Here is a 20,214-nt window from a genome sequence, read left to right as displayed (position 1 = left end):
GTTTCTTCGTGCCGCTTTGTGACTCAGGAGGAACAGTGCCGTGGCAATTTATCAATCCGCGCCGGATTTACCCTTGTATATCGACGGCCAGTTTGTCGATGGGATCCGGCAGTTCGACAATATCAGCCCCGTTGATGGACACCTCGTTTCGCGAGTTGCCGAAGCGGGGGAAGCGCAGGTAGCGGCAGCGGTCAAGGCCGCCCATGCCGCACTCTCCGGGCCCTGGGGGCAACTGAGCGTGCCGGAACGTGTGGCGCTATTGCACCGGGTGGCCGAGGGTATCGAAGCCCGTTTTGACGAATTTGTCGCGGCAGAAGTGGCGGACACTGGACGCCCCGAGAGTCTGGCGCGTACGCTGGACGTTCCCCGCGCCATTGCCAACTTCCGTACCTTCGCCGATCTGGCTGCAACCTCGGTCAATGAATGCTGCGAAACGCCACAGGCCGATGGTGGCCTGCTGTTCAACTATACGGTCCGCAAACCACTTGGGGTGGTGGCCGTGATTTCTCCCTGGAACTTGCCGCTGCTGCTGCTGACCTGGAAACTCGGGCCAGCGTTGGCCATGGGTAACACCGTGGTGTGCAAACCGTCGGAAGAAACGCCCTCTTCAGCAACGCTGCTGGCGCATGTAATGCATGAGGCCGGTTTGCCTGCCGGGGTATTTAACCTGATCCACGGTTTCGGACCGGGTTCCGCAGGCGAGTACCTTACCCGCCAGCCGGAGATTGCCGCCGTTTCCTTTACCGGCGAATCTCGTACGGGCAGCGCCATCATGAAAGCGGTGGCGGATGGCGTAAAAGAAGTCTCTTTCGAATTGGGCGGGAAAAATGCCGCGGTGGTGTTTGCCGATGCTGACTTTGAGGCGGCGGTCGCCGGCGTAGCACGCTCCTCATTTTTCAACACTGGGCAAGTGTGTTTGTGCTCTGAACGTGTCTATGTCGAGCGCCCGATCTTCGATCGTTTCGTCGCGGCATTAAAAGAACGGGCCGAAGCCTTGAAAATAGGTTATCCCGATGAGGAGGGCGTGGATCTCGGTCCGCTGGTGTCGCAAAAGCACCGGGATAAAGTGCTTTCCTATTTCGCGCTGGCGCGTAGCGAAGGAGCCACCCTGATCACCGGCGGTGAGGTACCGGTATTCGGTGACGAGCGCGATAACGGCTCCTGGATCCGCCCAACCATTTGGACCGGCCTGGGCGACGACGCACGCTGCGTGCGCGAAGAGATTTTTGGACCGGTATGTCACATATCGCCTTTCGATAACGAAGAGGAAGTGCTGGCGCGGGTCAACGACAGCCAATATGGTCTGGCCTGCGCGTTATGGACCAGTCAGGTAGGGCGGGCGCATCGCCTGGCTCGGCGTGTTCATACCGGCATCGTCTGGGTTAACAGCTGGTATGCCCGCGATCTGCGCACCCCGTTTGGCGGCAGCAAACTGTCCGGTATGGGGCGCGAGGGCGGGCGTCACTCTTTGGACTTTTATTCTGAAATCAGCAATGTCTGCATAAAACTATAATCGCTCACCGGCTGCCGACAGCCCGTGGCAGCCCGCAGAGTCCCCCCTCTTCGCTGACAGGAGCCTGACCTCATGTCTCATGGTGCATCTCTGGATATTGAAGCCTTTATCGATCAATCGCCATTTTCCCCGTTCCAATGGCTACTGCTTCTGCTGTGTTTTTTGGTGATTTTCATGGACGGTTACGACATGGCTGCGATTGCCTACGTGGCCCCTTCACTGCTGGACGAATGGGGAGTGCAGAAAGCCGAACTGGGGCCCGCCATGAGCGCGGCGTTGTTTGGCCTGGCGTTTGGTTCGCTGCTGTCCGGGCCGCTGGCAGACAGGGTGGGCCGCAAACCGGCGGTGATCTATTCCGTATTGTTGTTTGGGGTGTTCAGTCTGGCAACCGCCTGGTCAACTTCGATAGGATCATTGACCCTGCTGCGTTTTATTACCGGATTAGGGTTAGGGGCTGCGATGCCCAATAGCATCACGCTGCTGTCCGAATACTGCCCCAGCAAACGGCGCACCATGATAGTCAGTGCCATGCTGTGCGGTTTCCCGCTGGGAGCGGCCGTCGGTGGCCTGCTGGCCGGTTACCTTATCCCTTCATTTGGCTGGCGTTCAGTGTTGGTGGTAGGGGGCGTGGTGCCTATCCTGCTGTGCGTAGCCTTACCTTGGTTATTGCCCGAATCGGTGCGTTATATGGTGCTTAAGCGCTATCCCAGCGCCCGTATTCGCGCCGTTTTACAGCGCATAAAGAAGGAAGGGGCCGAGCGGGCTGAGCACTTCGTCATTGCGGAAAAAATAGCCGACGGACATTCCGCTATCCGTGCCATTCTGACTTCGCCGCATCGCACCGTCACAGGGTTGCTGTGGCTGAGCTGTTTTATGAGCATGCTGGTGTTTTACATGATTGTTAGCTGGATGCCGCTGTTGCTAAAAGAGGCGGGGCTGTCGGTGCTGCAATTTTCCCATATCAGTGCGCTGTTCCCGTTAGGCGGTGGGGTGGGGTCAATAGTGATAGGTTGGGTGATGGATCGCCGTGAACCCAATAAGGTCCTGGCGCTGACCTATCTGGCCGCCGGGGTATTGGCCTATGGCGTGGGCCTGGCGGTTGGTAACGTCACTCATACACTGCTGTTGGGTTCACTGGTGTTCTTTATGGGATTTGCTTCCGGTGGCGGGCAATCTGCGCTGGCGTCACTGTCTGCTTCGTATTATCCCACCAGCTGCCGCGCCACCGGGGTGGGCAGCATGTATGGAGTAGGGCGTTTTGGCGCTATATTCGGCGTGCTCGCCGGTGCGGAACTGCTGCGTTACCAGTATCCCGCCGCGGCCATTTTTAGCCTGTTGCTGATCCCTGCCTGGTTGGTTTGCCTGGCGTTGATGCTGAAGTATTTCAGCGGACGGCGGCGAGAACTGCTGTTGGCTCGCTTGCCGGATAAACAGTGACGTTACGCTTGCGTTTGACACTGCAGCAGAGAAAGAGAAAGGCGTTACTTGTCGTCAGGAAGGAAATAGTGCCCGCATTTAGGGCAGATCATGGTGATGTTTTTACGCATTTTGCGACTGTTTTGTTCAGATACGTGAGCGCATTTCGGGCAGGTCACTTTTACTGATGAGTCGCTGAACATCTTAAGGGCATCAAAGATAGACATATCTTTCACCGGGTAGATGTAAGGAGCCTCAGTTTAGCATTGCTCGGGGTTAATAGCCCTTTATTGATTGTTTATTAATCATTTCTGCGAGGGCGGTGCCGGGACTTTGGCGCCGATGAACAAGCGGCGCCGCAGTAAAAATGTCACATTTCCATCCGAGGTTACATCTGTCGGAGCAACCTTACGCAGGCATGACAGTTCTATACATTGTGGCTGGTAATTTAACAGCTACCCGATGATGTTGTGTGTTATCCATTCCCTGTAGTGTATTACCCCATCCCTGTTAAGTTTATCCCGCCTTGTGCGGGATTTTTTTTACCTGCGCTCAATCATTTGCCCGCCAAACATAATGTCGCGCGTGGCCTGCAACGCCAGAAAATCATGAGGGAAACCGAGCTCGATGGCACTGGCAGTTTCCAGCCGTTGCCATTGCTCTTCTGTGAGCCGGACGTCTAATGCCCCCAGATTATCTTCCAATTGCGCCAGCGTACGTGCGCCAATAATGGGGGCGGTCACCGCCGGGTTACGCAGCGTCCAGGCCAGGGCCACTTGCGAAGCGCTGAAGCCGGATTCGTCGGCCAGCGCCTGTGCCTGTTCGGCAATCACAAGATTGCGTTCGGTCAGCACGCCCTTATTGCGTACCATTGCGCGCCTTGTCCCGTTCTCTTCCCCCATGGGCTGCAAATCACGTCGGCTGTATTTGCCGCTCAAGATACCGCCGGACAGCGGTGACCAAGGGATCACACCGAGGCCCATTTCCTGTGCCATCGGGATCAGCTCACGCTCTACGGTGCGTTCCAGCAGGCTGTATTCGATCTGCAGGCCAATCAGCGGTGACCAGCCGCGCAACTCTGCCAGGGTTTGCATTCTGGCGGCCTGCCAGGCGGGCAGATCCGAAACGGCCAGGTACAGCACCTTGCCGGCGCGCACCAGGTCATCCATGGCGCGCATGATCTCTTCCACCGGTGTGGTGAAATCCCAGGCGTGCAGATACAGCAGGTCGATATAATCGGTATTAAGGCGCTGCAGGCTGTCTTCCACTGAGCGCACCATGCTCTTGCGATGGTTGCCGCCGGAGTTGGGATTATCAGGTTGCATGGGCAGCGTGTATTTAGTGGCGATTACCAACCGATCGCGGCGTCTGGCGGCGAACTCCCCGACAAAACGCTCGGCGCTGCCTTCGGTGTAGCGGTTGGCGGTATCGATGAAATTGCCGCCGCGCTCGACGTAAACGTCAAACAAACGGCGGGCCTCCGCCTGTTCCGCCCCCCAGCCCCAGTCGGTGCCGAAGGTCATGGTGCCGAGTGCCAGCGGCGAGACGCGCAGGCCGGAACGGCCCAGTAGACGGTAGTGGTTTAGGGCCAGTGATGTATGCATCGTGCATTCCTCTGTGGTTTTTCCCCAGAATAGGCCCTGCGATACTCTGATTGAATACGCTATAATCTTCATGAATTATTAAGCGCAGGAGGCATAATGAGAGGAAGTGACTTTGCAGAGCTGCGCGCTTTTGCTGCCATTGTGGAACATGGCGGTTTTGCCCGTGCCGCAGCGCAACTGGGTATGTCCGCTTCCGCGCTCAGCCAGACTCAGCGTAATCTGGAGACCCGGCTTGGTGTTCGGCTGTTGAATCGCACCACTCGCAGCGTGGCCCTCACCCAAGCGGGGGAGCAGCTGTTAGCGCGCCTTTCGCCGGCCTTGGCCGAAATTGAGGCCGCGGTCACCCAGACGGCTGCGCTGCGTTTACAACCGGCGGGCACGCTACGCCTTAACGCGTCCGGTTTGGCGGCGATTTATTATCTGGCCCCGTTGTTAGCGCCGTTCAATGCACATTATCCCGATATTGTGGTGGATCTAAGCGTGGACGATCGGCTGGTGGATATTGTTGCCGCCGGTTTCGACGCGGGCGTACGTCTGCATGAGCGGCTGGAAAAAGACATGGTGGCGGTTGCGCTGGGAGGCGAGCAACGCATGTGCGTGGTCGCCTCGCCGACATACCTGGCTCGTTACGGCGTACCACAGACGCCGGAGGCGCTACGGCAGCATCGTTGCCTAAATACTCGCTGGCCGACCAACGGCAGTCTCTATCGCTGGGAGTTCGAGCGCGGTGGCGAAAAGCTGGAGATTGCAGTGGAGGGGCCCTTGATCGTGGATGAACCGCAGGTTCTGGTGCGTGCTGCTATGGATGGGCTGGGGATTGCCTACTTGTTCGAGAGCCAGGTGGCTGAGGCCCTTAGGGACGGCCGGTTGCTTTCGTTGCTCACGGGCTGGACGCCGCCTTTCCCCGGATTTTACCTTTATTATCCCGCTAATCGGCAAATGCCGCGGCCGCTGCGTGTGTTTATTGACTTCGCCCGGCAGCAGGGCTAGCTGGTGGTGGTGAGCTGACGAGTATCCGGTTTTTTTGAATAACTCTGTCAGATAAATTTGGTATTCACTTCGGAGACAGTTGATTAGATTGGATCAGAGTATCCCCGGGTGCCATAGGCACCCTTATACAACGATCAGGGAGTTTCTAATGGCGAAGACAGTGGTAATTTTTCACTCCGGCTACGGCCACACCGAACGTTTGGCAAACGTGGTTGCGCAAGGTGCCGAAGCTGAACTGATCGCTATCGATCAGGAAGGCAATATCAGCGATGAAGCCTGGCAAAAACTGGATGAGGCGGATGCCATTATCTTTGGTTCGCCGACCTATATGGGGGGCCCGTCCTGGCAATTCAAAAAATTCGCCGATGCCAGTTCAAAAGCCTGGTTTACCCGCAAATGGCAGGACAAGGTTTTTGGTGGCTTCACTAACAGCGCCAGCCTGAACGGCGACAAGCAGGTGACGCTGATCGCGCTGCAAACGCTGGCCTCTCAGCATGGTGGTCTGTGGGTCAGTCTGGGGCTGATGCCGGCCAATACCAAGGCGGCGCAACGTACCGATGTGAACAACCTCGGCGGGTCCGTTGGTCTGCTGGTGCAGACCCCTGCAGACGCCGGCGTGGATGAAATGCTGTCGGGCGATCTGGAAACGGCTACGCTGTACGGCCAGCGCGTTGCGGCATTTGCCGCCAAATTGGCGTAAGCATTATCCCCTTGCACGCGCAGGGGGGGAGATTAGCCAGGTACGCTTTTATTCATACGCACGCTTTGAGGCGCTCATTTTTTCTACACAATTGGGGCGTAAATTAGTGTGCGTTATTAGCCTGCTTGGGCTAACACTGCATTTCGTACAAATATTCCCGGTTCCTAGGCCGGGTTTTTTGTTGCTAAGGTGGGCTTAAGCTTCCGGCGATACAATGAGCGGCAACAGGGTCATGCAATGATCGTGTCGTAACTGTCAATTAGCTGCTCTTCAAGCGAGCCCGCATTGCGCGGGCTTTTTTTATGAATTGCGCTTCGTTGCGTCTTACCGGAAAATAATAACCGGCAGCATGGCTTGAGCGGTAGGTAAAATACCCATTTTATTATTATGGTTTTGGCGTTGTGATCATCGGTGATGGTTTACGCTATGCTGTTAGATATCCTTGAACATTATTTTCGGGCGGGTGAAAATCCGTTTCGCATTGCAGGATACCGGTGAGCGATGGCGTTAAGAGCATTCTGTTAATTAAAAACGAATCTATCTTTGTTGCTGATCTGTCTGTATTTTTTAATTTTAACTCTGATTGTTATGTCTTCCTCATCATGTCGGGCGAGGGAATATGCATAGAATTGCTCTGGTGATTATAAATATATGGATAAGGCGATGAACGCCAGAATAAACGCCAAGCAGGGATTGCCGGTCGCCATCCAGTTGATCACGCTTTTTCTGCTGGCCTATTTACTTTCCCTGCTGGGTATTTTTACACGTCCAATAGGTTCGCTTTCTCTGTTTTGGCCGGTGAATGCGATTTTACTCGGTCTATTATTACGCAAACCGGCCTATGCCAGCCCTGCGGGGTGGTTGATCACCTATCTGGGGATGATCGCCGCCGATTTGACCAACGGTGAAAGCCTGTCGCTGGCGCTGTGGTTGAATGCCTGCAACATGTCCCTGATTGCTACCGGTTACGGTGTGATGCTGCTGTTGCCGCAGTCGCAGCGCCGGATGGGCAAACCCCAAGCAATCCTCTATATGTTCACCGCCAGCCTGAGCGGTGCGGCAGTGGCATCGACACTGTCGATACTGCGCAATGACAGCCTGTACAACAACACGGCGATTATCGCCTGGCTGGCGTGGTTCAGCGAACAGTTCTCGACCAACCTGCTGTTGCTGCCGGTATTGCTGGCCGCCCCACGGCTGAAACAACTGCTGCGCCTGCAGATCAATTGGCAGCTGCGTGCCAGTATGCCGCTATTGGCGCTGCTGTTTTCACTGGTATTTAGCGTGTATATCGGCGGGCCGGGGGCGATTGCTTTTCCGATCCCTGCGTTGCTGTGGTGCGCGGTCCGCTATCAGTTGTTCACCGTGACGCTGCTGACATTGCTAACCGGCATGACCGAGATCAGCAGCATTTCGGCTAACCTGATGCTGTATGAAACGCCGAACAACCATAATGCCTACCTCGATACGCTGATGTCAGCCCGTCTGGGCATCGCCATGTTGGTCATGGGGCCGCTGATCCTTTCCAGCTCAATCGCGGTTAACCGTAAGTTGCTGCGGCGCCTGGAGCACAGTGCCAATCATGATTTCCTTACGGGCGTCTTGGCGCGTAATGCACTGACGCGTAAGGCCGGTGAAATGCTGGAGCACAAATATAAATCGAAAGAAGCGGTGTCGCTGCTGTTGATCGATATTGATCACTTTAAACAGATCAATGATACCCACGGCCATTTGGCCGGCGATCAGGTATTGGCTTCGTTCGCCCATATCATTAGGCGTGAGCTGCGCCACGATCAGCTATTTGGTCGCTTGGGTGGAGAAGAGTTTGCCATTATGTTGCCGCGCGCGCTGGCGGCGCAGGGTGTGGCGTTGGCGGAGCATTTACGGCAATTGGTGCAAAAAACCGAGTTGTATCCTGGTGGCAAGGTTCCGTTAAAAATCACTATCAGCGTTGGCGTCGCCAATCTGGCGATGAATGAGGTGAAATCGCTGGAACAGCTGATGAATATGGCTGATATCGCGCTTTATCGCGCCAAGTCGCAGGGGCGTAACAGGGTGGAGTCGTTTAATGTGATCAGTGGCAACAGCGTGGACCACATTCTGTTTAAATAAAGGCGTCAGTTCTGCTTGGGTTCAAACTCGGTGCCGCAGTTTGGGCAGATCAGCATGACTTTTTGCCGCAGCATCGAGCACTTTTGAGTCGTCACATAGGCGCATTTCGGGCAGGCGATTTGGGTTGAGCGGTTGATGAAACCTTTAACACTGCTGGTATCAGACATAATAAATGGCCTGTGTCAGGTGAAAACCCACGCTAACACAGGTGATATCAAATTGCTTTGAATGTTTTTTATACGCCTGGAAAGGGATTACAGGCTTTTAAGCACTTTCAGCGTTTCGTCCATGTCGATCTCGTGCTCGGAGAAGGTATGGGTGTCGTTCTGGAAGGTGGTGATGGTCAGCATGCGCAGCGTTTGCATGGTCTGGGACGCGTCCTCAGACTGCGGGCGGATGCGGTTCATCAGCAGGCCAACCGACAGCACGGTATTTTCTTTATCCACGTCCGCTTTCACCGGCACTTCCTTGGTGAAAGTATTAAAGGATTTGATGCTGGTGATTTTGATTCTTTCGTTGGCGATGATGATGTACTTGCTCGACGCCAGCACCTTGACCGCAAATGCCGACGGGCCTTTGGTGTTGTTGGTCGGTTCGAAAGTCACCGCCGCGTTTTTCTTAATCAGCTCCGGGTTTTGCACTTTAATCACGTGAAAATAACGATTTTCCCCGTTCTCATCGGTAATAAAGCCGAAGCCTTTGTCTTCAAAAAAAGTCGTTATCTTGCCGTTCATCATCATTCTCATAAAGTCGTTCAATACAGTGCTTATGATAGCGCGGAATGCCTTGCAGTGACAGATTGCGTGCCCGGCATTTGATAATGCGATAACGGCATTTAGCCGCGTGGTGGCCGCATGCTATTTTCAGCCTGACTTTATTCATTTCTGAAAGGGAAAATCGATGGGAATTAAACGGCTTAACCACGCGGTGTTGTATGTCAGTGACGTGCAGCACAGCGCGGACTTTTATCATCAGGTGCTGGGATTCAAGCTCAAACCTTCAGGCAGCCCCGATAAAGCGGTGTTTACCCAGGCGGCCGATTCGGATAATGATCACGATTTGGCGCTGTTCAGCAAGAACCTGGGGCAGCAGCGGGCCGGTGTTTTTCGCGCTAACGGTGAGCCGCCGGCGGAAAACGAACCTCCGGCCGGGTTGTATCATCTGGCCTGGGAAGTCGATAGCCTGGACGAACTGGAGCGCATTCGCGATCAATTGGCGCAGCGGGGCATTCTTGGGCTGGAGGAAGACCATGGCGTGCACAAGAGCATTTACGGTCACGATCCGGATGGGCTGTTGTTTGAAGTGACCTGGTTTATTCCGTCGGCGTTGCAGACAGAAGAAGATCGCAACCAGCGCGGCATCAAACCGCTGGATTTCGTCGCCGAAAAACGCCGTTTCGCGCAGGCATGATAGAACGGGGCGCCGTAGGGCGCCCTGCAGTTACAGAACCTTATTGAGAAAGTTGACGGTGCGGTGATGCTGCGGATGGTTCAGTACCTGTCGCGCATTGCCCTGTTCGACGATTTGCCCATCGACCATAAAGACAATCTGATCCGCCGCTTCGCGCGCAAAGCCAATTTCATGGGTTACCACCACCAGCGTAACTCCCAGATCCGCCAGTCCTTTGATGACGTCCAACACTTCACCAACCAGTTCAGGATCCAGCGCCGAAGTCGGTTCATCGAACAAAATCACCTTTGGATTCAGCGCCAGAGCACGAGCAATGGCGATACGCTGTTGCTGACCACCGGACAGGTGACGCGGGTAGGCATCCGCCTTGTGCCGCAGGCCGACGGTATCCAACAGTTGATAAGCGACCTCTTTGGCCTGGGCTCGCGAGTAAATCTTATGTACCACCGGCGCTTCAACGATGTTTTCCAGGACCGTCAGGTGAGGGAACAGGTTGAAGTTCTGGAACACATAGCCAACGTTGATGCGCTGCTTGAGAATGGCGTTTTCTTTCAGCTCATACAGCTTGTCACCCTTGCGTCGGTAGCCGACGTAGTCGCCGTCGATACGGATAAAACCTTCGTCGACGCGCTCGAGATGATTGATGGCCCGCAGCAGGGTGGACTTGCCGGAACCTGAGGGACCAAGAATGACCGTGACGGTTCCCGGCTGCAGCGTCAGGCTGACGTCGTCCAGCGCTTTATGCTTGCCGAAATATTTGCTCACGTTGCTGATCTCAATCAGGCCGCGGGCCGGTACCGGGACAATGTTGCGCACCGGCGCTTCGCGCAGGGCATAATAATCAATGGCTTCGGACATGGGATCCTCCTAACGTTTTAACCAGCCGGCCAGTTTCTGCCATGGCGTTGGCGGCAGTTCGCGGACCGCGCCCCGGGCGAAATAGCGCTCAATGTAATACTGAATGACCGACAGTGCGGTGGTGATGAACAGGTACCAAATCGTGGCGACCATCAGCAGTGGGATCACCTGCTGAGTGCGGTTATAGATCACCTGAATGGTGTAAAACAGCTCAGGCAGCGCCAATACGTAAACGATGGAAGTGCCTTTCGCCAGGCTGATGATTTCGTTGAAACCGGTCGGAACGATGGAGCGCAGCGCCTGCGGCAGAATGATACGAAAGGTGCGCCGATAACCCGGCAGACCGAGCGCCGCCGCGGCCTCATGCTGGCCGTATTCCACGCCGAGAATGCCGCCGCGGATGATTTCTGCGGTATAGGCCGATTGCACCAGCGTCAGCCCCAGCACCGCCACGGAGAACTGGCTGAGAATATCGATGGTCGGATAGCTGGCGAACACCACCGAAGTAAAGGGAATACCTAACGAAATCGCATCGTACAGGTATGAAAAGTTATACAAAATAATCAGCACCAGAATCAGCGGCAGTGAGCGGAACAGCCAGATATACCCCCACGCCAGCGAGGCCAGCAGATAAGAGCGTGACAGCCGCGCCAGCGCCAGCAGGGTGCCGAAGATGATGCTGAACAGGGTGCCAAGCAGCGTCAGCAGCAGGGTCTGCCCCAACCCCGACAGCACCGCCGGTGCAAAGAACCACTCGGCGAATACGCCCCATTCCCAACGTTCGTTAGCCGCCACCGACTGGACGATGGCCGCCAGAATAAAGACTGAAAACAGCGCGCCCACCAGCCGTAGCGGGTAGCGTGCGGGAACCACTTTTAACACTTCTTGTTTGGACATTGCAGATCTCCTGAAACAGATAAAAAAGGGTTAAGAAGGGGGCTGCCCCCTAGGCAATCTTCCTTTCCGGCGCGCAACAGAGTGCGTCCGCTGTTGTCAGGCTTTTGCGAAACGGCAGTCGGCCGTCGTAGGGCGGGCGGCTGTAGACCTCACTGTCGACGCTGGGATCGAACTGTGGCTGATAGCCGTTGCTCAAATACAGGCCCACGGCCTCCGGCTGGCGAAAGCCGGTGGTCAGATAGAGCTGACGATAACCCTGTTCCAGCGCCAGCGTTTCCAACTGTTGCAATACCCGCTGCGCCAGCCCCTGTCGGCGCAGGTCTGTTCGGGTCCAGATACGCTTGAGCTCGGCAGTTTGCGGATCGTAGCGTTTGAAAGCCCCCATGGCGATGGGCTCTCCGGCCCGCAGCAGCACGATAAAGGCACCCTGTGGTGGGGCGTACAGATCCAGCGTTTCCTGCTCCTGGTCACCAAAATAGTTGCCGTAGCGTCGGCGGTACTCGTCGAACAACCCTGCGATCACCGGTTCGATCAGCGGATCGTCCGGCAGCGTTTGGATAAAAACGTCATTTGCCATCTGTATGCTCCTAATCGCCCAAGCCCTGTGGGTTGATCTCCGAGTGCGGAATACGTTCGACGCTCTCACCCCAACGATTCAATACCTGATCGTATTGCCCCCCCTGGATCACCCCGTTCAGCGCTTCGTTCACTGCGTACACCAGGCCATTGCCTTTTTTGGTGGTGACGGCAATGTGCGCCACTTTTGGCCAGCCGCCGTCTACCGTGCCCGCCAGTTTGGTACGGCCATTGAGCGCAGCCTTGTAGGCCCCCATCACATTGGGACCGAAATAAGCGTCGGCGCGGCCGGACTGGAGAGCCAGTGTGGCGGCTGCATCATCGGTGACGTAGACAGGCTGCAGCGGTTTCAGCCCTTGTTGTTGGTTCTGTTTGTCCCAGTCCAGCAGGATGGCTTCCTGGTTAGTGCCTGAGCCGACGATGATCTTCAACCCGGCGATGTCTTTGGCCTCTTTAATCGAAGTGATCTTGCCGCCCGATTTCACGTAGAAGCCGAGGGAATCGATGCGATAGGTGGCGAAATCAAAGCGTGTCTTACGCTCTTTGGTCACGGTGACGTTGGTGATGGCGGCGTCGTATTTGCCAGAGGCGACGCCCAGCGGCCAGTCTTCCCACGAGGTTTGCACCACGTTCAGTTCCAGGCCCAGACTGTCGGCGACCAACTGTGCGATGTCGGATTCGCTGCCAATCAACGTTTTATTGTCCGAGGCGAACAGCGCCAGCGGCGGGGTATTGAGCGCGGCAATCGCCACGGTGAACTTGCCCGGTTGCACGAAATGGAAACCTTGCGGCAGTTTGGCGATCGCCTGCGGGTTTTTAGCCACATGAATGCGGGTTTCATTGGCTTTTAAATCGATGCCGGTGCCGGCTGCCAGCGCCGTGCCGGCCAGGCTTAACGAAGCCAGGAGTGCGGCAACGGCGGTGACGGTAAAGGTGTTTCGCATAGCAGCTATCCCTGAAAATAATATTATTGTTATTGGGTAAATTGGTTCAGTGGCTGCTTCAAGCCAAGGTGATCGCGCAGCGTGTCGCCGTTGTAATCGCTGCGGAACAGGCCGCGTTGTTGCAAAATGGGCACTACGCGGTCGACAAAGTGGCTGAAAGAATTTGGCGTACCGCCGCTGATGATGAAACCGTCGGCGGCCTGGGTATCGAACCAGTTTTGCAGGCCGTCGGCCACCGCTTCCGGCGTACCGCCGAATACCGGACGTGGTGAGGCCGCCTCCAGCGCCACTTCACGCAGCGTCAGATTGCGCTCACGGGCGTTGCGTTTGATGGCGTCGGTGGTGCTGCGAAAGCTGTTTTGCCCCAGGTCGCCAATGTCTGGGAAGGGTTCATCCAGCGGGTGACGCGAAAAGTCATAGTGCTCAAAGTAGCGGCCCAGATAATTGAGCGCATTTTCGATGCTGACCAGGCGCGCGGTTTCCCAATACTGACGCTCCACGTCTTCATTATCGTCACCGACGATCACGCTGACGCCCTGGAAGATCCGCAGGTCATCCGGTTCGCGCCCTTGTTCCACCAACTGTTTTTTGACGTCCTGATAAAATGCTTGTGCCTGTTGTTGCGATTCATGATGAGTGAAGATGGCATCGGCGTGTTTGGCCGCCAATTGCTTGCCGTCTTCCGAAGCGCCCGCCTGGAACAGGATCGGACGGCCCTGCGGCGTACGGCCAATATTCAGTGGCCCCTGAACAGAGAAGAACTCTCCCTGATGGTTTAGGGTATGCAGTTTTCCGGCGCTGAAAAATTCGCCGCTCTGCTTGTTGCGCACGAAGGCGTCGGCTTCCCACGAGTCCCACAGCCCTTTGGTTACGTCGAGGTATTCGCTGGCAATGCGGTAACGCAGGCTGTGTTCCGGATGTTCGGCGCGCGAGAAATTTTTCGCGGAACCTTCTAACGGCGAGGTGACAACGTTCCAGCCCGCCCGGCCTTTGCTCAGATGATCGAGGCTGGCGAACTGGCGAGCCACGGTAAAGGGATCGCTGTAGGAGGTGGATAATGTGCCCACCAGGCCGATTTTGTCGGTCGCTGCGGACAGGGCGGCAAGCAGGGTTAGCGGTTCAAAACGATTGAGAAAGTGCGGGATGGACTTCTCATTGATATATAAGCCGTCGGCAACAAACACGAAATCCAATTTACCCTGTTCGGCTTTTTTTGCCGTGGCAATATTAAAATCGAGATTAATACTGGCGTCGGCGGTGGCATCCGGATGCCGCCAGGCAGACATATTTCCCGACGCGCCATGCAAAATGGCGCCGAGACGCAATTGCCGTTGATTATTCGCACTGTTGCTCATTGCTTTCACCCTGTTAAATGCCGGTGTGGCGCTCTCTTTAGAGCTCCACTATTGATTAGCGTCATCAGGATGTAAAACAACAAAACAGCATATTCAAATGTTGAAAATAGCAAATATAACGGTGAGGGAAATAATAAATCGCAGCGCAGAATACTCTACGCCGCGAAATAATAATCAGACAGGTTTACACGTTGCTGGTGGCTTTTTCCGGCACCGTGGTTAATTGTTGCAGCGTGCGCTCCGCCAACAGTTCGAAATATTGCGAAGCGGGGAAAATCGCCTGTTCATCCGGATTGAAACGCGGATGGTGCAGGCCGAACTCGCTTGCCGAACCGATGCTGACGAACACGCCCGGGACATGATGCAGATAAAGCGCGAAGTCTTCGCCGCCCATTTGTAACTCGGCTTCTTCCACCCGGTAACCCGCTTCGGCGGCGACTGTTTTGCTGAACGCTGCCCAGCGTGGGTCGTTGATGACCGCCGGTGGCCCAGCCTGCCAGCGCAATTCTGCTTCTGCGCCAAGCGAGGCGGCCACGCCGTTAATCACCTGGCGGATTTTATCCGGTACCTGACGGCGAACCGCATCACTGTGGGTGCGCACCGTGCCCTCCAGCTCTACGGTCTGCGGCAGAACGTTCCAGGTATTGCCGCCCTCGATACGCGTGACGCTCACCACCAGGGATTCCAGCGAACTGAAGCTGCGGCTGGGCAGGGTTTGCAATGCGGTAACGATCTGGCTGGCGGTGACGATGGTGTCGACCCCTTGCTCCGGCTTGGCAGCGTGCGCGCCCTTGCCGGTGATCAGAATTTGGAAACGATCGACGTTGGCGTAAAACGGGCCTGCTCGGGTGGCAAAGGTGCCGGTCGGCAATTCGGGGGCATTGTGCAAACCGAACACTGCCGCCACGTTATCCAGCGCACCGGCGTCGATCAGGTGTTGGGCACCGTTGAAGGTTTCTTCTGCTGGCTGGAAGAAAATACGCACCGTACCGGGCAGAGTCGCCTCACGCGCTTTCAACAAGTGCGCGGCGCCGAGCATGACCGACGTGTGAAAATCATGTCCGCAGGCGTGCATCACGCCGCTGTTTTGCGAGCTGAACGGCACGCCGGAAATTTCTTCGATCGGCAAGGCGTCAATATCGCCACGCAGCGCAATGATCGGCCCCTTGCCACTGCCGATTTCGGCCACTACGCCAGTCTTCAGCCCGAGCGGCAAAATACGGATACCGGCCTCTTCCAGCCAACGGGTGAGGCGGGCGGTCGTGGCAAACTCATGGTTGGACAGCTCAGGGTTCTGATGCAGTTCACGGCGATAGGCGATGATTTTTTCGGCCAGTTGGCTGGTCATAGTCTTGGCTCACAGTGGTTAACAAGTTTTAACCCTAGTGCAGCGCGGCCGGAAGCAAAAAGACTATATGGTTATATTTCATAGCGATTGTGTCTGCATCACGCCGTCAATACGCGTTGACGTCCCATCAAACAGGCGTTCGACCGCTGTTCGCTGGGGTTTAGAGAGGATTGGACTGCCCGTGGCGGCAATGGCCAAGGGGGGAGGCGGTTTACAGCGTCGGAGACGGATTTTTTCACTTTTTATCGTTTTTATGTGATCCAGGTTGTGGACAAAATCCCGTCTAATTGCTGTACTGTACTGGACACACGTTTTGTGTCTTACATTCACGTTAAAGGTAAGTTTGATGTCTAAGATTAAAGGTAGCGTTAAGTGGTTTAATGAATCCAAAGGCTTCGGCTTCATTACTCCGGAAGATGGTAGCAAGGACGTTTTCGTTCACTTCTCTGCCATCGCTAGCAATGGTTTCAAAACTCTTGCTGAAGGCCAGCGTGTAGAATTTGAAATCACGAACGGTGCCAAAGGGCCATCTGCTGCTAACGTTATCGCTATCTAAGCTACAGTAGCCGAAATTCTTAAAACCCGCTCTCAGAGCGGGTTTTTTATTGCCTTTTTACGACGATTTACGCCTGCGGTTTACGTACCAGCAGCTTAAACAGCACGATGGCGATGGCATAACAGCCGACGATGGTTAGCGCCATCGACACGCTGGAGGTACCGCCCAGGCCGGTAAGCGGCACGCTGCAGGCACCCAGAGCAAACATGCTCACGCCAATCAATGCGGAGGCGCTGCCGGCTTTGTCCCCTTGGCTTTGCATCGCCAAAGATGACGCCGTAGGGCCCACGATGCCGATCACCGCTACCGAGAAGAACAGCGGCACCAGCAATAGCACCAGCGGGGCGTGCAGGCTGGCAGCCAGCAACAGCAGCAGCGAGGAAACCGCAGCCAGCGTTAAGCCGCCTTTCAACACCTTTCTTTCTCCCCAATGTATGCTCAGGCGACTGGAGATTTGCGCCGAAATAATCAGCCCGACGCCGTTGATGGCGAAGCACAGGCTGAACATCTGCGGGCTGAGGCCGTAAATCTGTTGCAGCACGAAAGGAGAGGCGCCGATGTAGGCGAACATCCCGGCCATGACGAAACCTTGCGTCAGACACAGGCCCATAAATTGGCGTTGGGTCAGCAAGCCGCCCAGCGACTGCAACATCGCCAAAATCCCGCCCTGGCTGCGACGTTCCGCGGGCAGTGACTCGCTGAGCTTCAGACTGGCTAGCGTAAACAGCAGCACTGCGATACCTGCCAGTACGCCGAAAATTCCTCGCCAGTCCATGAACTGCAACATGGCTCCCCCCAGCACTGGCGCAACGATCGGCGCCAGGCCGTTAACCAACATCAGCAGGGCGAAGAACCGTGTCAGTTCATGCCCGGAATAGAGATCGCGGGCTATAGCGCGCGAAATGACGGCACCACCGGCACCGGCCAGCCCTTGCAACAGGCGGGCAATCAACAACTGGTCGATATTCGGCGCCAACGCGCACCACAGTGACGCGAACAGCAGCAGCGCTAACGACACCAGCAGCGGACGCATACGGCCGAGCTTGTCGCTGTAAGGGCCGAAAATCAGCTGGCCGACGCCTAACCCCAGCAGGCCGGCGGTCAGGCTGAGCTGTGCCGTGGCGGTAGAGGTATTCAGCTCTCCGGCCATCTCCGGCAGAGCGGGCAGGTAGAGATCGATGCACAGCGGCCCCAGTGAGGCGAGCAGGCCAAGCACGAGCGCGTACACCAGACGTTGTCTGGCTAATGGTCTGGTCATAAGGATTAAGGTTTCCTGAACAGGTGAGAGATAGCTTGTTGGTATAAGCCGTTCAGCAAGCTGACGTCGGCTTTTTGTGTGGTGAGTATGCGATAGCCGGTGCCTTCGCTTAATACGGCAATAAATTCCACCCTGGCGGCAATTTCCTGCTCGCTGAAATACGGGTAGAGCCGACGCAGGCTTTGGCAAACATGATGAAACAAGCGCGTTTCCGCATCGCTGAGCATTTTCGCCACCGTCGGGTTACGGGTGGCTTCAGCGGTCACTTCCAGCATCAGCATGTGATCGGTTTCAGTTTCGCCCGGCTGCTGAAACAGGCTGCGTGCCGCCAGAGTGCCGGCGATCAGGTTGATATGGTCGCCGAGATCTTCCAGGCGGCGCATTTTACTGGCGATGATGCGGTTGACGATCTCTTCGATGATGGCGTCTTTATTGTCGAAATAGCGGTAGATCTGGCCAACGCTCAGCTGCGAGGCATGCGCGATTTCCGCCATACTGGCGGCGTGGAAACCGTGCTGGCGAAAGCAGAGTTTTGCGGCGTCGACAATCTGATCGCGGCGGGCCTGTACTTTAGCCTGCTTGCTGTCGCTGGTGGATATCATGTCCCGATCCTTTGCCAAGAAATGTGTTGTTCATCTTCTGGGTGTGAACGTTCATTCTCAATTGTAATGCAACAACGGCAATAGGCAATAGGGCAAGGGTAAAGGTGGGGAAGCGCTGTGGTTTAGGCGAACAGATATACCTTGATAAAGGCGACAACAACCAGCAGGCACAGCAGGGTTGCGGCAACTTCAGTGACGGTTCTTGGCAGGCTTGGCATCTGAGTTCTCATCCAGTTGGGGTGACTGGATGAGATTATGCGCACGGGAGATTAAGGAAACATTAAGGCAACGAAATCACTTATTGCCCGTTGATCCAGATGACCAGCATAAACGCCAACAGGGTCATCGCCAGCGATCCCGCCAGGTTGAGCAGCATATTGCCCAACGCCCAGGCGAAACGACCATCCTGCAGCAAATACACCACTTCCAGAGAAAAGGTGGAAAAGGTGGTCAGGCCGCCGCAAAAACCGGTGGTGATCAGCAGTTTCCAGGTCGGATCCAGGTGTGTCATCCGGGTGAATATTGCCATAGCCAGGCCGATGATAAAACCGCCCAGCAGGTTCACCGCCAGCGTACCCAGCGGGATGTGTGCGTTTAGCGGGTTCATCTTCATGCTAATGGCCCAGCGCAGCACGCTGCCGAGACCGCCGCCAATAAAAACTGCCAGTAAAGAACTCAACATGGTCGAAACTACCTTTCATTCAAGGGGAAATAAAACTCAGAAAGGTTCAGGCGTAACGCTACGCACCCCTCTGAGAGGTTACGTAGACATCATCAGCCTGTGAGGGCGGTTATGGAGGAATGTCATCTCCGTTGTTCGGCACGGCTGTTTGGCTGTGCATAGGGGATGTTACACCCAGCGCAGCCCGTTTTGTAGTAGCAAAAGTGACAGAAAAAGCGGAAGTCGTCACTCTGGGCGTCAATGGCCGGGTACGGCCAGCTCCAGGCGATTGCGGCCGTTGTTCTTGGCGCGGTACAACGCATTGTCTGCGGCTTTCAGCCAGTCCAGATAGCCGCTCATCTCGCCGTGATAATCCGCAATGCCGGCGCTGATGTTGAGTCGCAGTTGCGGGGCTTCGCGAAAAATGACTTCATTGAGCCGTTCCTGAATGCGCAATAACGCAATGCTGGCCTGCTCGGCGCTGGTGTTGGGCAGCACTGCGCCAAATTCGTCGCCGCCGTAGCGTCCGACAATATCTACGGCGCGCAGACCAATTAACAGTTCTTCCGCCAGCACCGCCAGCGCTTCGTCTCCCAACGCATGGCCGAAGGTGTCGTTGATGGTTTTAAAGCGATCGATATCCATCAGGATCAGGGTTGCGGTGTGCTGATAACGGCGACAGCTGTCAAATTGATGATGCAGCAAATGCTCCCAGTGGCGGCGGTTGTACAACCCGGTAAGCCCGTCACGCATGCTGATGCGCAGCAGCTCCTGTTTCTTTTCCGCCAGCCGTTTGGCGGTGCGGTAGGTGACTAACCCCAGCAGTATCGGATAGAGGTAGATCATTGGCAGGCACAGGTAGACCTGCGACGCCGTACTTTCCGGCTGAAAGGGAAAGCCCATCAGGGCGCCGATCGTCAGAGCGCCGGCCAGCTGTGCCCCCAGGCCTTTGAAGAACAGCGGCTTACCCGCAGCGGCTATGTTGTTCATTCCCATCATCGATAAGATTACTACCGACGGCAAGGCGTTGAAGGCCATCATCGCCACCCACAGGCCGCCGAAAAACGAATCGATCAGCAGATTACGGATTTCGGCCTTGAACGGCTGGGAGGATCGTCGTGCCCATTGATAGGCGAGGTGTGGCCAGATAAAGCCGTGCAAAATCAGCAGGACCCACAACCATGGGGCGGTGTTTTGGGTGTAGAAAACTGAAAATACGCACAGAGAACCTATGCCCAGGCCGACGATGCGCGGCAGATAGGTGCGTCTGGCAAAGCTAAGGCCGGATTTTCGGGTATCTATGACTGATGGCTTGTACATCCGGCAACTCCATAATGAGCAGGGTGACAGCGTACCACGCGGCTTCTAAACTCAGAATAGTCTGATTAACGCCCAATGCGGATAAAATCGAGCC

Annotated in this window: 21 protein-coding genes and 1 riboswitch; of the genes, 7 read left to right on the top strand and 14 right to left on the bottom strand. The window is 55.7% G+C overall.

The features are described 5' to 3' along the window. Positions 1-40 precede the first annotated feature (40 nt). Together AC1RKC_RS16775 and AC1RKC_RS16770 are read left to right on the top strand one after the other, a co-directional pair. Positions 41-1,513: a 2-hydroxymuconic semialdehyde dehydrogenase gene (locus tag AC1RKC_RS16775; protein WP_235437180.1), complete on the top strand. Its 1,473-nt coding sequence runs from the start codon at positions 41-43 to the stop codon at positions 1,511-1,513. Positions 1,514-1,585: 72 nt separating this feature from the next. Further along, a complete protein-coding gene (locus AC1RKC_RS16770) occupies positions 1,586-2,950 on the top strand; it encodes an MFS transporter (protein ID WP_176983650.1) in 1,365 nt (454 codons plus the stop codon). Between the two features lie 44 nt (positions 2,951-2,994). Here the strand turns inward: AC1RKC_RS16770 and AC1RKC_RS16765 are convergent, their stop codons facing one another. Beyond that, positions 2,995-3,156: a YnfU family zinc-binding protein gene (locus AC1RKC_RS16765; RefSeq protein ID WP_216641657.1), complete on the bottom strand. Its 162-nt coding sequence runs from the start codon at positions 3,154-3,156 to the stop codon at positions 2,995-2,997. A 315-nt stretch (positions 3,157-3,471) separates the two neighbouring features. Then, a complete protein-coding gene (locus AC1RKC_RS16760) occupies positions 3,472-4,533 on the bottom strand; it encodes an aldo/keto reductase (protein ID WP_493092538.1) in 1,062 nt (353 codons plus the stop codon). A 96-nt stretch (positions 4,534-4,629) separates the two neighbouring features. Here AC1RKC_RS16760 and AC1RKC_RS16755 point away from each other — a divergent pair, with 96 nt between their 5' ends. From AC1RKC_RS16755 to AC1RKC_RS16745, 3 genes are all read left to right on the top strand, one after another. Next, positions 4,630-5,523 (top strand): LysR family transcriptional regulator, encoded by an 894-nt coding sequence (locus AC1RKC_RS16755; RefSeq protein ID WP_046374301.1) that lies wholly within the window; start codon positions 4,630-4,632, stop codon positions 5,521-5,523. Positions 5,524-5,671: 148 nt separating this feature from the next. Next, entirely contained in the window at positions 5,672-6,223 is a 552-nt protein-coding gene (locus AC1RKC_RS16750) for a flavodoxin family protein (protein WP_020825595.1), read from the top strand. Positions 6,224-6,886: 663 nt separating this feature from the next. Next, entirely contained in the window at positions 6,887-8,335 is a 1,449-nt protein-coding gene (locus tag AC1RKC_RS16745) for a GGDEF domain-containing protein (RefSeq protein ID WP_020825596.1), read from the top strand. A 5-nt stretch (positions 8,336-8,340) separates the two neighbouring features. Here the strand turns inward: AC1RKC_RS16745 and AC1RKC_RS16740 are convergent, their stop codons facing one another. Together AC1RKC_RS16740 and AC1RKC_RS16735 are read right to left on the bottom strand one after the other, a co-directional pair. Continuing rightward, positions 8,341-8,502: a YnfU family zinc-binding protein gene (locus AC1RKC_RS16740; protein WP_020825597.1), complete on the bottom strand. Its 162-nt coding sequence runs from the start codon at positions 8,500-8,502 to the stop codon at positions 8,341-8,343. Positions 8,503-8,589: 87 nt separating this feature from the next. Then, a complete protein-coding gene (locus tag AC1RKC_RS16735) occupies positions 8,590-9,069 on the bottom strand; it encodes a cold-shock protein (RefSeq protein ID WP_041415242.1) in 480 nt (159 codons plus the stop codon). Positions 9,070-9,235: 166 nt separating this feature from the next. On the opposite strand from AC1RKC_RS16735, the gene AC1RKC_RS16730 reads away from it, so the two are divergent. Further along, positions 9,236-9,745: a VOC family protein gene (locus tag AC1RKC_RS16730; protein ID WP_046374300.1), complete on the top strand. Its 510-nt coding sequence runs from the start codon at positions 9,236-9,238 to the stop codon at positions 9,743-9,745. 30 nt (positions 9,746-9,775) lie between these two features. On the opposite strand, the gene AC1RKC_RS16725 is transcribed toward AC1RKC_RS16730, so the two are convergent. The 6 genes from AC1RKC_RS16725 to AC1RKC_RS16700 form a co-directional block, all read right to left on the bottom strand. Beyond that, entirely contained in the window at positions 9,776-10,603 is an 828-nt protein-coding gene (locus AC1RKC_RS16725) for an amino acid ABC transporter ATP-binding protein (RefSeq protein WP_020825600.1), read from the bottom strand. A gap of 9 nt (positions 10,604-10,612) precedes the next feature. Continuing rightward, positions 10,613-11,500, bottom strand: a complete 888-nt coding sequence (locus tag AC1RKC_RS16720; protein WP_020825601.1) for an amino acid ABC transporter permease — start codon at positions 11,498-11,500, stop codon at positions 10,613-10,615. Positions 11,501-11,549: 49 nt separating this feature from the next. Further along, positions 11,550-12,077, bottom strand: coding sequence for a GNAT family N-acetyltransferase (locus AC1RKC_RS16715; RefSeq protein WP_046374299.1), 528 nt, complete (start codon positions 12,075-12,077; stop codon positions 11,550-11,552). 10 nt (positions 12,078-12,087) lie between these two features. After that, positions 12,088-13,020, bottom strand: a complete 933-nt coding sequence (locus tag AC1RKC_RS16710; RefSeq protein WP_048759511.1) for an ABC transporter substrate-binding protein — start codon at positions 13,018-13,020, stop codon at positions 12,088-12,090. 29 nt (positions 13,021-13,049) lie between these two features. Beyond that, a complete protein-coding gene (locus tag AC1RKC_RS16705) occupies positions 13,050-14,375 on the bottom strand; it encodes an LLM class flavin-dependent oxidoreductase (protein WP_020825604.1) in 1,326 nt (441 codons plus the stop codon). Positions 14,376-14,559: 184 nt separating this feature from the next. Then, the gene (locus AC1RKC_RS16700; RefSeq protein ID WP_115059652.1) at positions 14,560-15,723 is read right to left on the bottom strand and encodes a M20 peptidase aminoacylase family protein; all 1,164 of its coding nucleotides are present in this window, start codon (positions 15,721-15,723) and stop codon (positions 14,560-14,562) included. 346 nt (positions 15,724-16,069) lie between these two features. Here AC1RKC_RS16700 and cspE point away from each other — a divergent pair, with 346 nt between their 5' ends. Next, positions 16,070-16,279: a transcription antiterminator/RNA stability regulator CspE gene (gene cspE, locus AC1RKC_RS16695; protein WP_002210315.1), complete on the top strand. Its 210-nt coding sequence runs from the start codon at positions 16,070-16,072 to the stop codon at positions 16,277-16,279. 67 nt (positions 16,280-16,346) lie between these two features. Here the strand turns inward: cspE and AC1RKC_RS16690 are convergent, their stop codons facing one another. The 4 genes from AC1RKC_RS16690 to AC1RKC_RS16675 form a co-directional block, all read right to left on the bottom strand. After that, positions 16,347-17,537 carry a multidrug effflux MFS transporter gene (locus AC1RKC_RS16690; RefSeq protein ID WP_046374296.1) on the bottom strand — a complete coding sequence of 397 codons (1,191 nt, stop codon included), beginning with the start codon at positions 17,535-17,537 and terminating at the stop codon, positions 16,347-16,349. 5 nt (positions 17,538-17,542) lie between these two features. Then, a complete protein-coding gene (locus AC1RKC_RS16685; RefSeq protein WP_020825607.1) occupies positions 17,543-18,139 on the bottom strand; it encodes a TetR/AcrR family transcriptional regulator in 597 nt (198 codons plus the stop codon). A gap of 298 nt (positions 18,140-18,437) precedes the next feature. Next, positions 18,438-18,821, bottom strand: coding sequence for a fluoride efflux transporter CrcB (gene crcB / locus AC1RKC_RS16680; protein ID WP_046374295.1), 384 nt, complete (start codon positions 18,819-18,821; stop codon positions 18,438-18,440). Between the two features lie 76 nt (positions 18,822-18,897). After that, a riboswitch (Fluoride riboswitch) is annotated at positions 18,898-18,960 on the bottom strand. A 98-nt stretch (positions 18,961-19,058) separates the two neighbouring features. Continuing rightward, the gene (locus AC1RKC_RS16675) at positions 19,059-20,120 is read right to left on the bottom strand and encodes a diguanylate cyclase (RefSeq protein WP_409324740.1); all 1,062 of its coding nucleotides are present in this window, start codon (positions 20,118-20,120) and stop codon (positions 19,059-19,061) included. Between the last annotated feature and the right edge of the window lie 94 nt (positions 20,121-20,214).

Source organism: Serratia sp. GW822-FHT06E05 (assembly GCF_058799445.1).
The sequence above is the reverse complement of the archived record's forward strand: the minus strand, read 5'-3'. Positions and strand labels throughout refer to the sequence as shown.

What these genes read in the sequence shown, in the direction of transcription:
- AC1RKC_RS16770 (WP_176983650.1), top strand. Translation starts at nt 1,586, where the DNA reads ATGTCTCATGGTGCATCTCTGGATATTGAAGCCTTTATCGATCAATCG.
- AC1RKC_RS16765 (WP_216641657.1), bottom strand. Translation starts at nt 3,156, where the DNA reads ATGTCTATCTTTGATGCCCTTAAGATGTTCAGCGACTCATCAGTAAAA.
- AC1RKC_RS16760 (WP_493092538.1), bottom strand. Translation starts at nt 4,533, where the DNA reads ATGCATACATCACTGGCCCTAAACCACTACCGTCTACTGGGCCGTTCC.
- AC1RKC_RS16755 (WP_046374301.1), top strand. Translation starts at nt 4,630, where the DNA reads ATGAGAGGAAGTGACTTTGCAGAGCTGCGCGCTTTTGCTGCCATTGTG.
- AC1RKC_RS16750 (WP_020825595.1), top strand. Translation starts at nt 5,672, where the DNA reads ATGGCGAAGACAGTGGTAATTTTTCACTCCGGCTACGGCCACACCGAA.
- AC1RKC_RS16745 (WP_020825596.1), top strand. Translation starts at nt 6,887, where the DNA reads ATGAACGCCAGAATAAACGCCAAGCAGGGATTGCCGGTCGCCATCCAG.
- AC1RKC_RS16740 (WP_020825597.1), bottom strand. Translation starts at nt 8,502, where the DNA reads ATGTCTGATACCAGCAGTGTTAAAGGTTTCATCAACCGCTCAACCCAA.
- AC1RKC_RS16735 (WP_041415242.1), bottom strand. Translation starts at nt 9,069, where the DNA reads ATGAACGGCAAGATAACGACTTTTTTTGAAGACAAAGGCTTCGGCTTT.
- AC1RKC_RS16730 (WP_046374300.1), top strand. Translation starts at nt 9,236, where the DNA reads ATGGGAATTAAACGGCTTAACCACGCGGTGTTGTATGTCAGTGACGTG.
- AC1RKC_RS16725 (WP_020825600.1), bottom strand. Translation starts at nt 10,603, where the DNA reads ATGTCCGAAGCCATTGATTATTATGCCCTGCGCGAAGCGCCGGTGCGC.
- AC1RKC_RS16720 (WP_020825601.1), bottom strand. Translation starts at nt 11,500, where the DNA reads ATGTCCAAACAAGAAGTGTTAAAAGTGGTTCCCGCACGCTACCCGCTA.
- AC1RKC_RS16715 (WP_046374299.1), bottom strand. Translation starts at nt 12,077, where the DNA reads ATGGCAAATGACGTTTTTATCCAAACGCTGCCGGACGATCCGCTGATC.
- AC1RKC_RS16710 (WP_048759511.1), bottom strand. Translation starts at nt 13,020, where the DNA reads ATGCGAAACACCTTTACCGTCACCGCCGTTGCCGCACTCCTGGCTTCG.
- AC1RKC_RS16705 (WP_020825604.1), bottom strand. Translation starts at nt 14,375, where the DNA reads ATGAGCAACAGTGCGAATAATCAACGGCAATTGCGTCTCGGCGCCATT.
- AC1RKC_RS16700 (WP_115059652.1), bottom strand. Translation starts at nt 15,723, where the DNA reads ATGACCAGCCAACTGGCCGAAAAAATCATCGCCTATCGCCGTGAACTG.
- cspE (WP_002210315.1), top strand. Translation starts at nt 16,070, where the DNA reads ATGTCTAAGATTAAAGGTAGCGTTAAGTGGTTTAATGAATCCAAAGGC.
- AC1RKC_RS16690 (WP_046374296.1), bottom strand. Translation starts at nt 17,537, where the DNA reads ATGACCAGACCATTAGCCAGACAACGTCTGGTGTACGCGCTCGTGCTT.
- AC1RKC_RS16685 (WP_020825607.1), bottom strand. Translation starts at nt 18,139, where the DNA reads ATGATATCCACCAGCGACAGCAAGCAGGCTAAAGTACAGGCCCGCCGC.
- crcB (WP_046374295.1), bottom strand. Translation starts at nt 18,821, where the DNA reads ATGTTGAGTTCTTTACTGGCAGTTTTTATTGGCGGCGGTCTCGGCAGC.
- AC1RKC_RS16675 (WP_409324740.1), bottom strand. Translation starts at nt 20,120, where the DNA reads ATGTACAAGCCATCAGTCATAGATACCCGAAAATCCGGCCTTAGCTTT.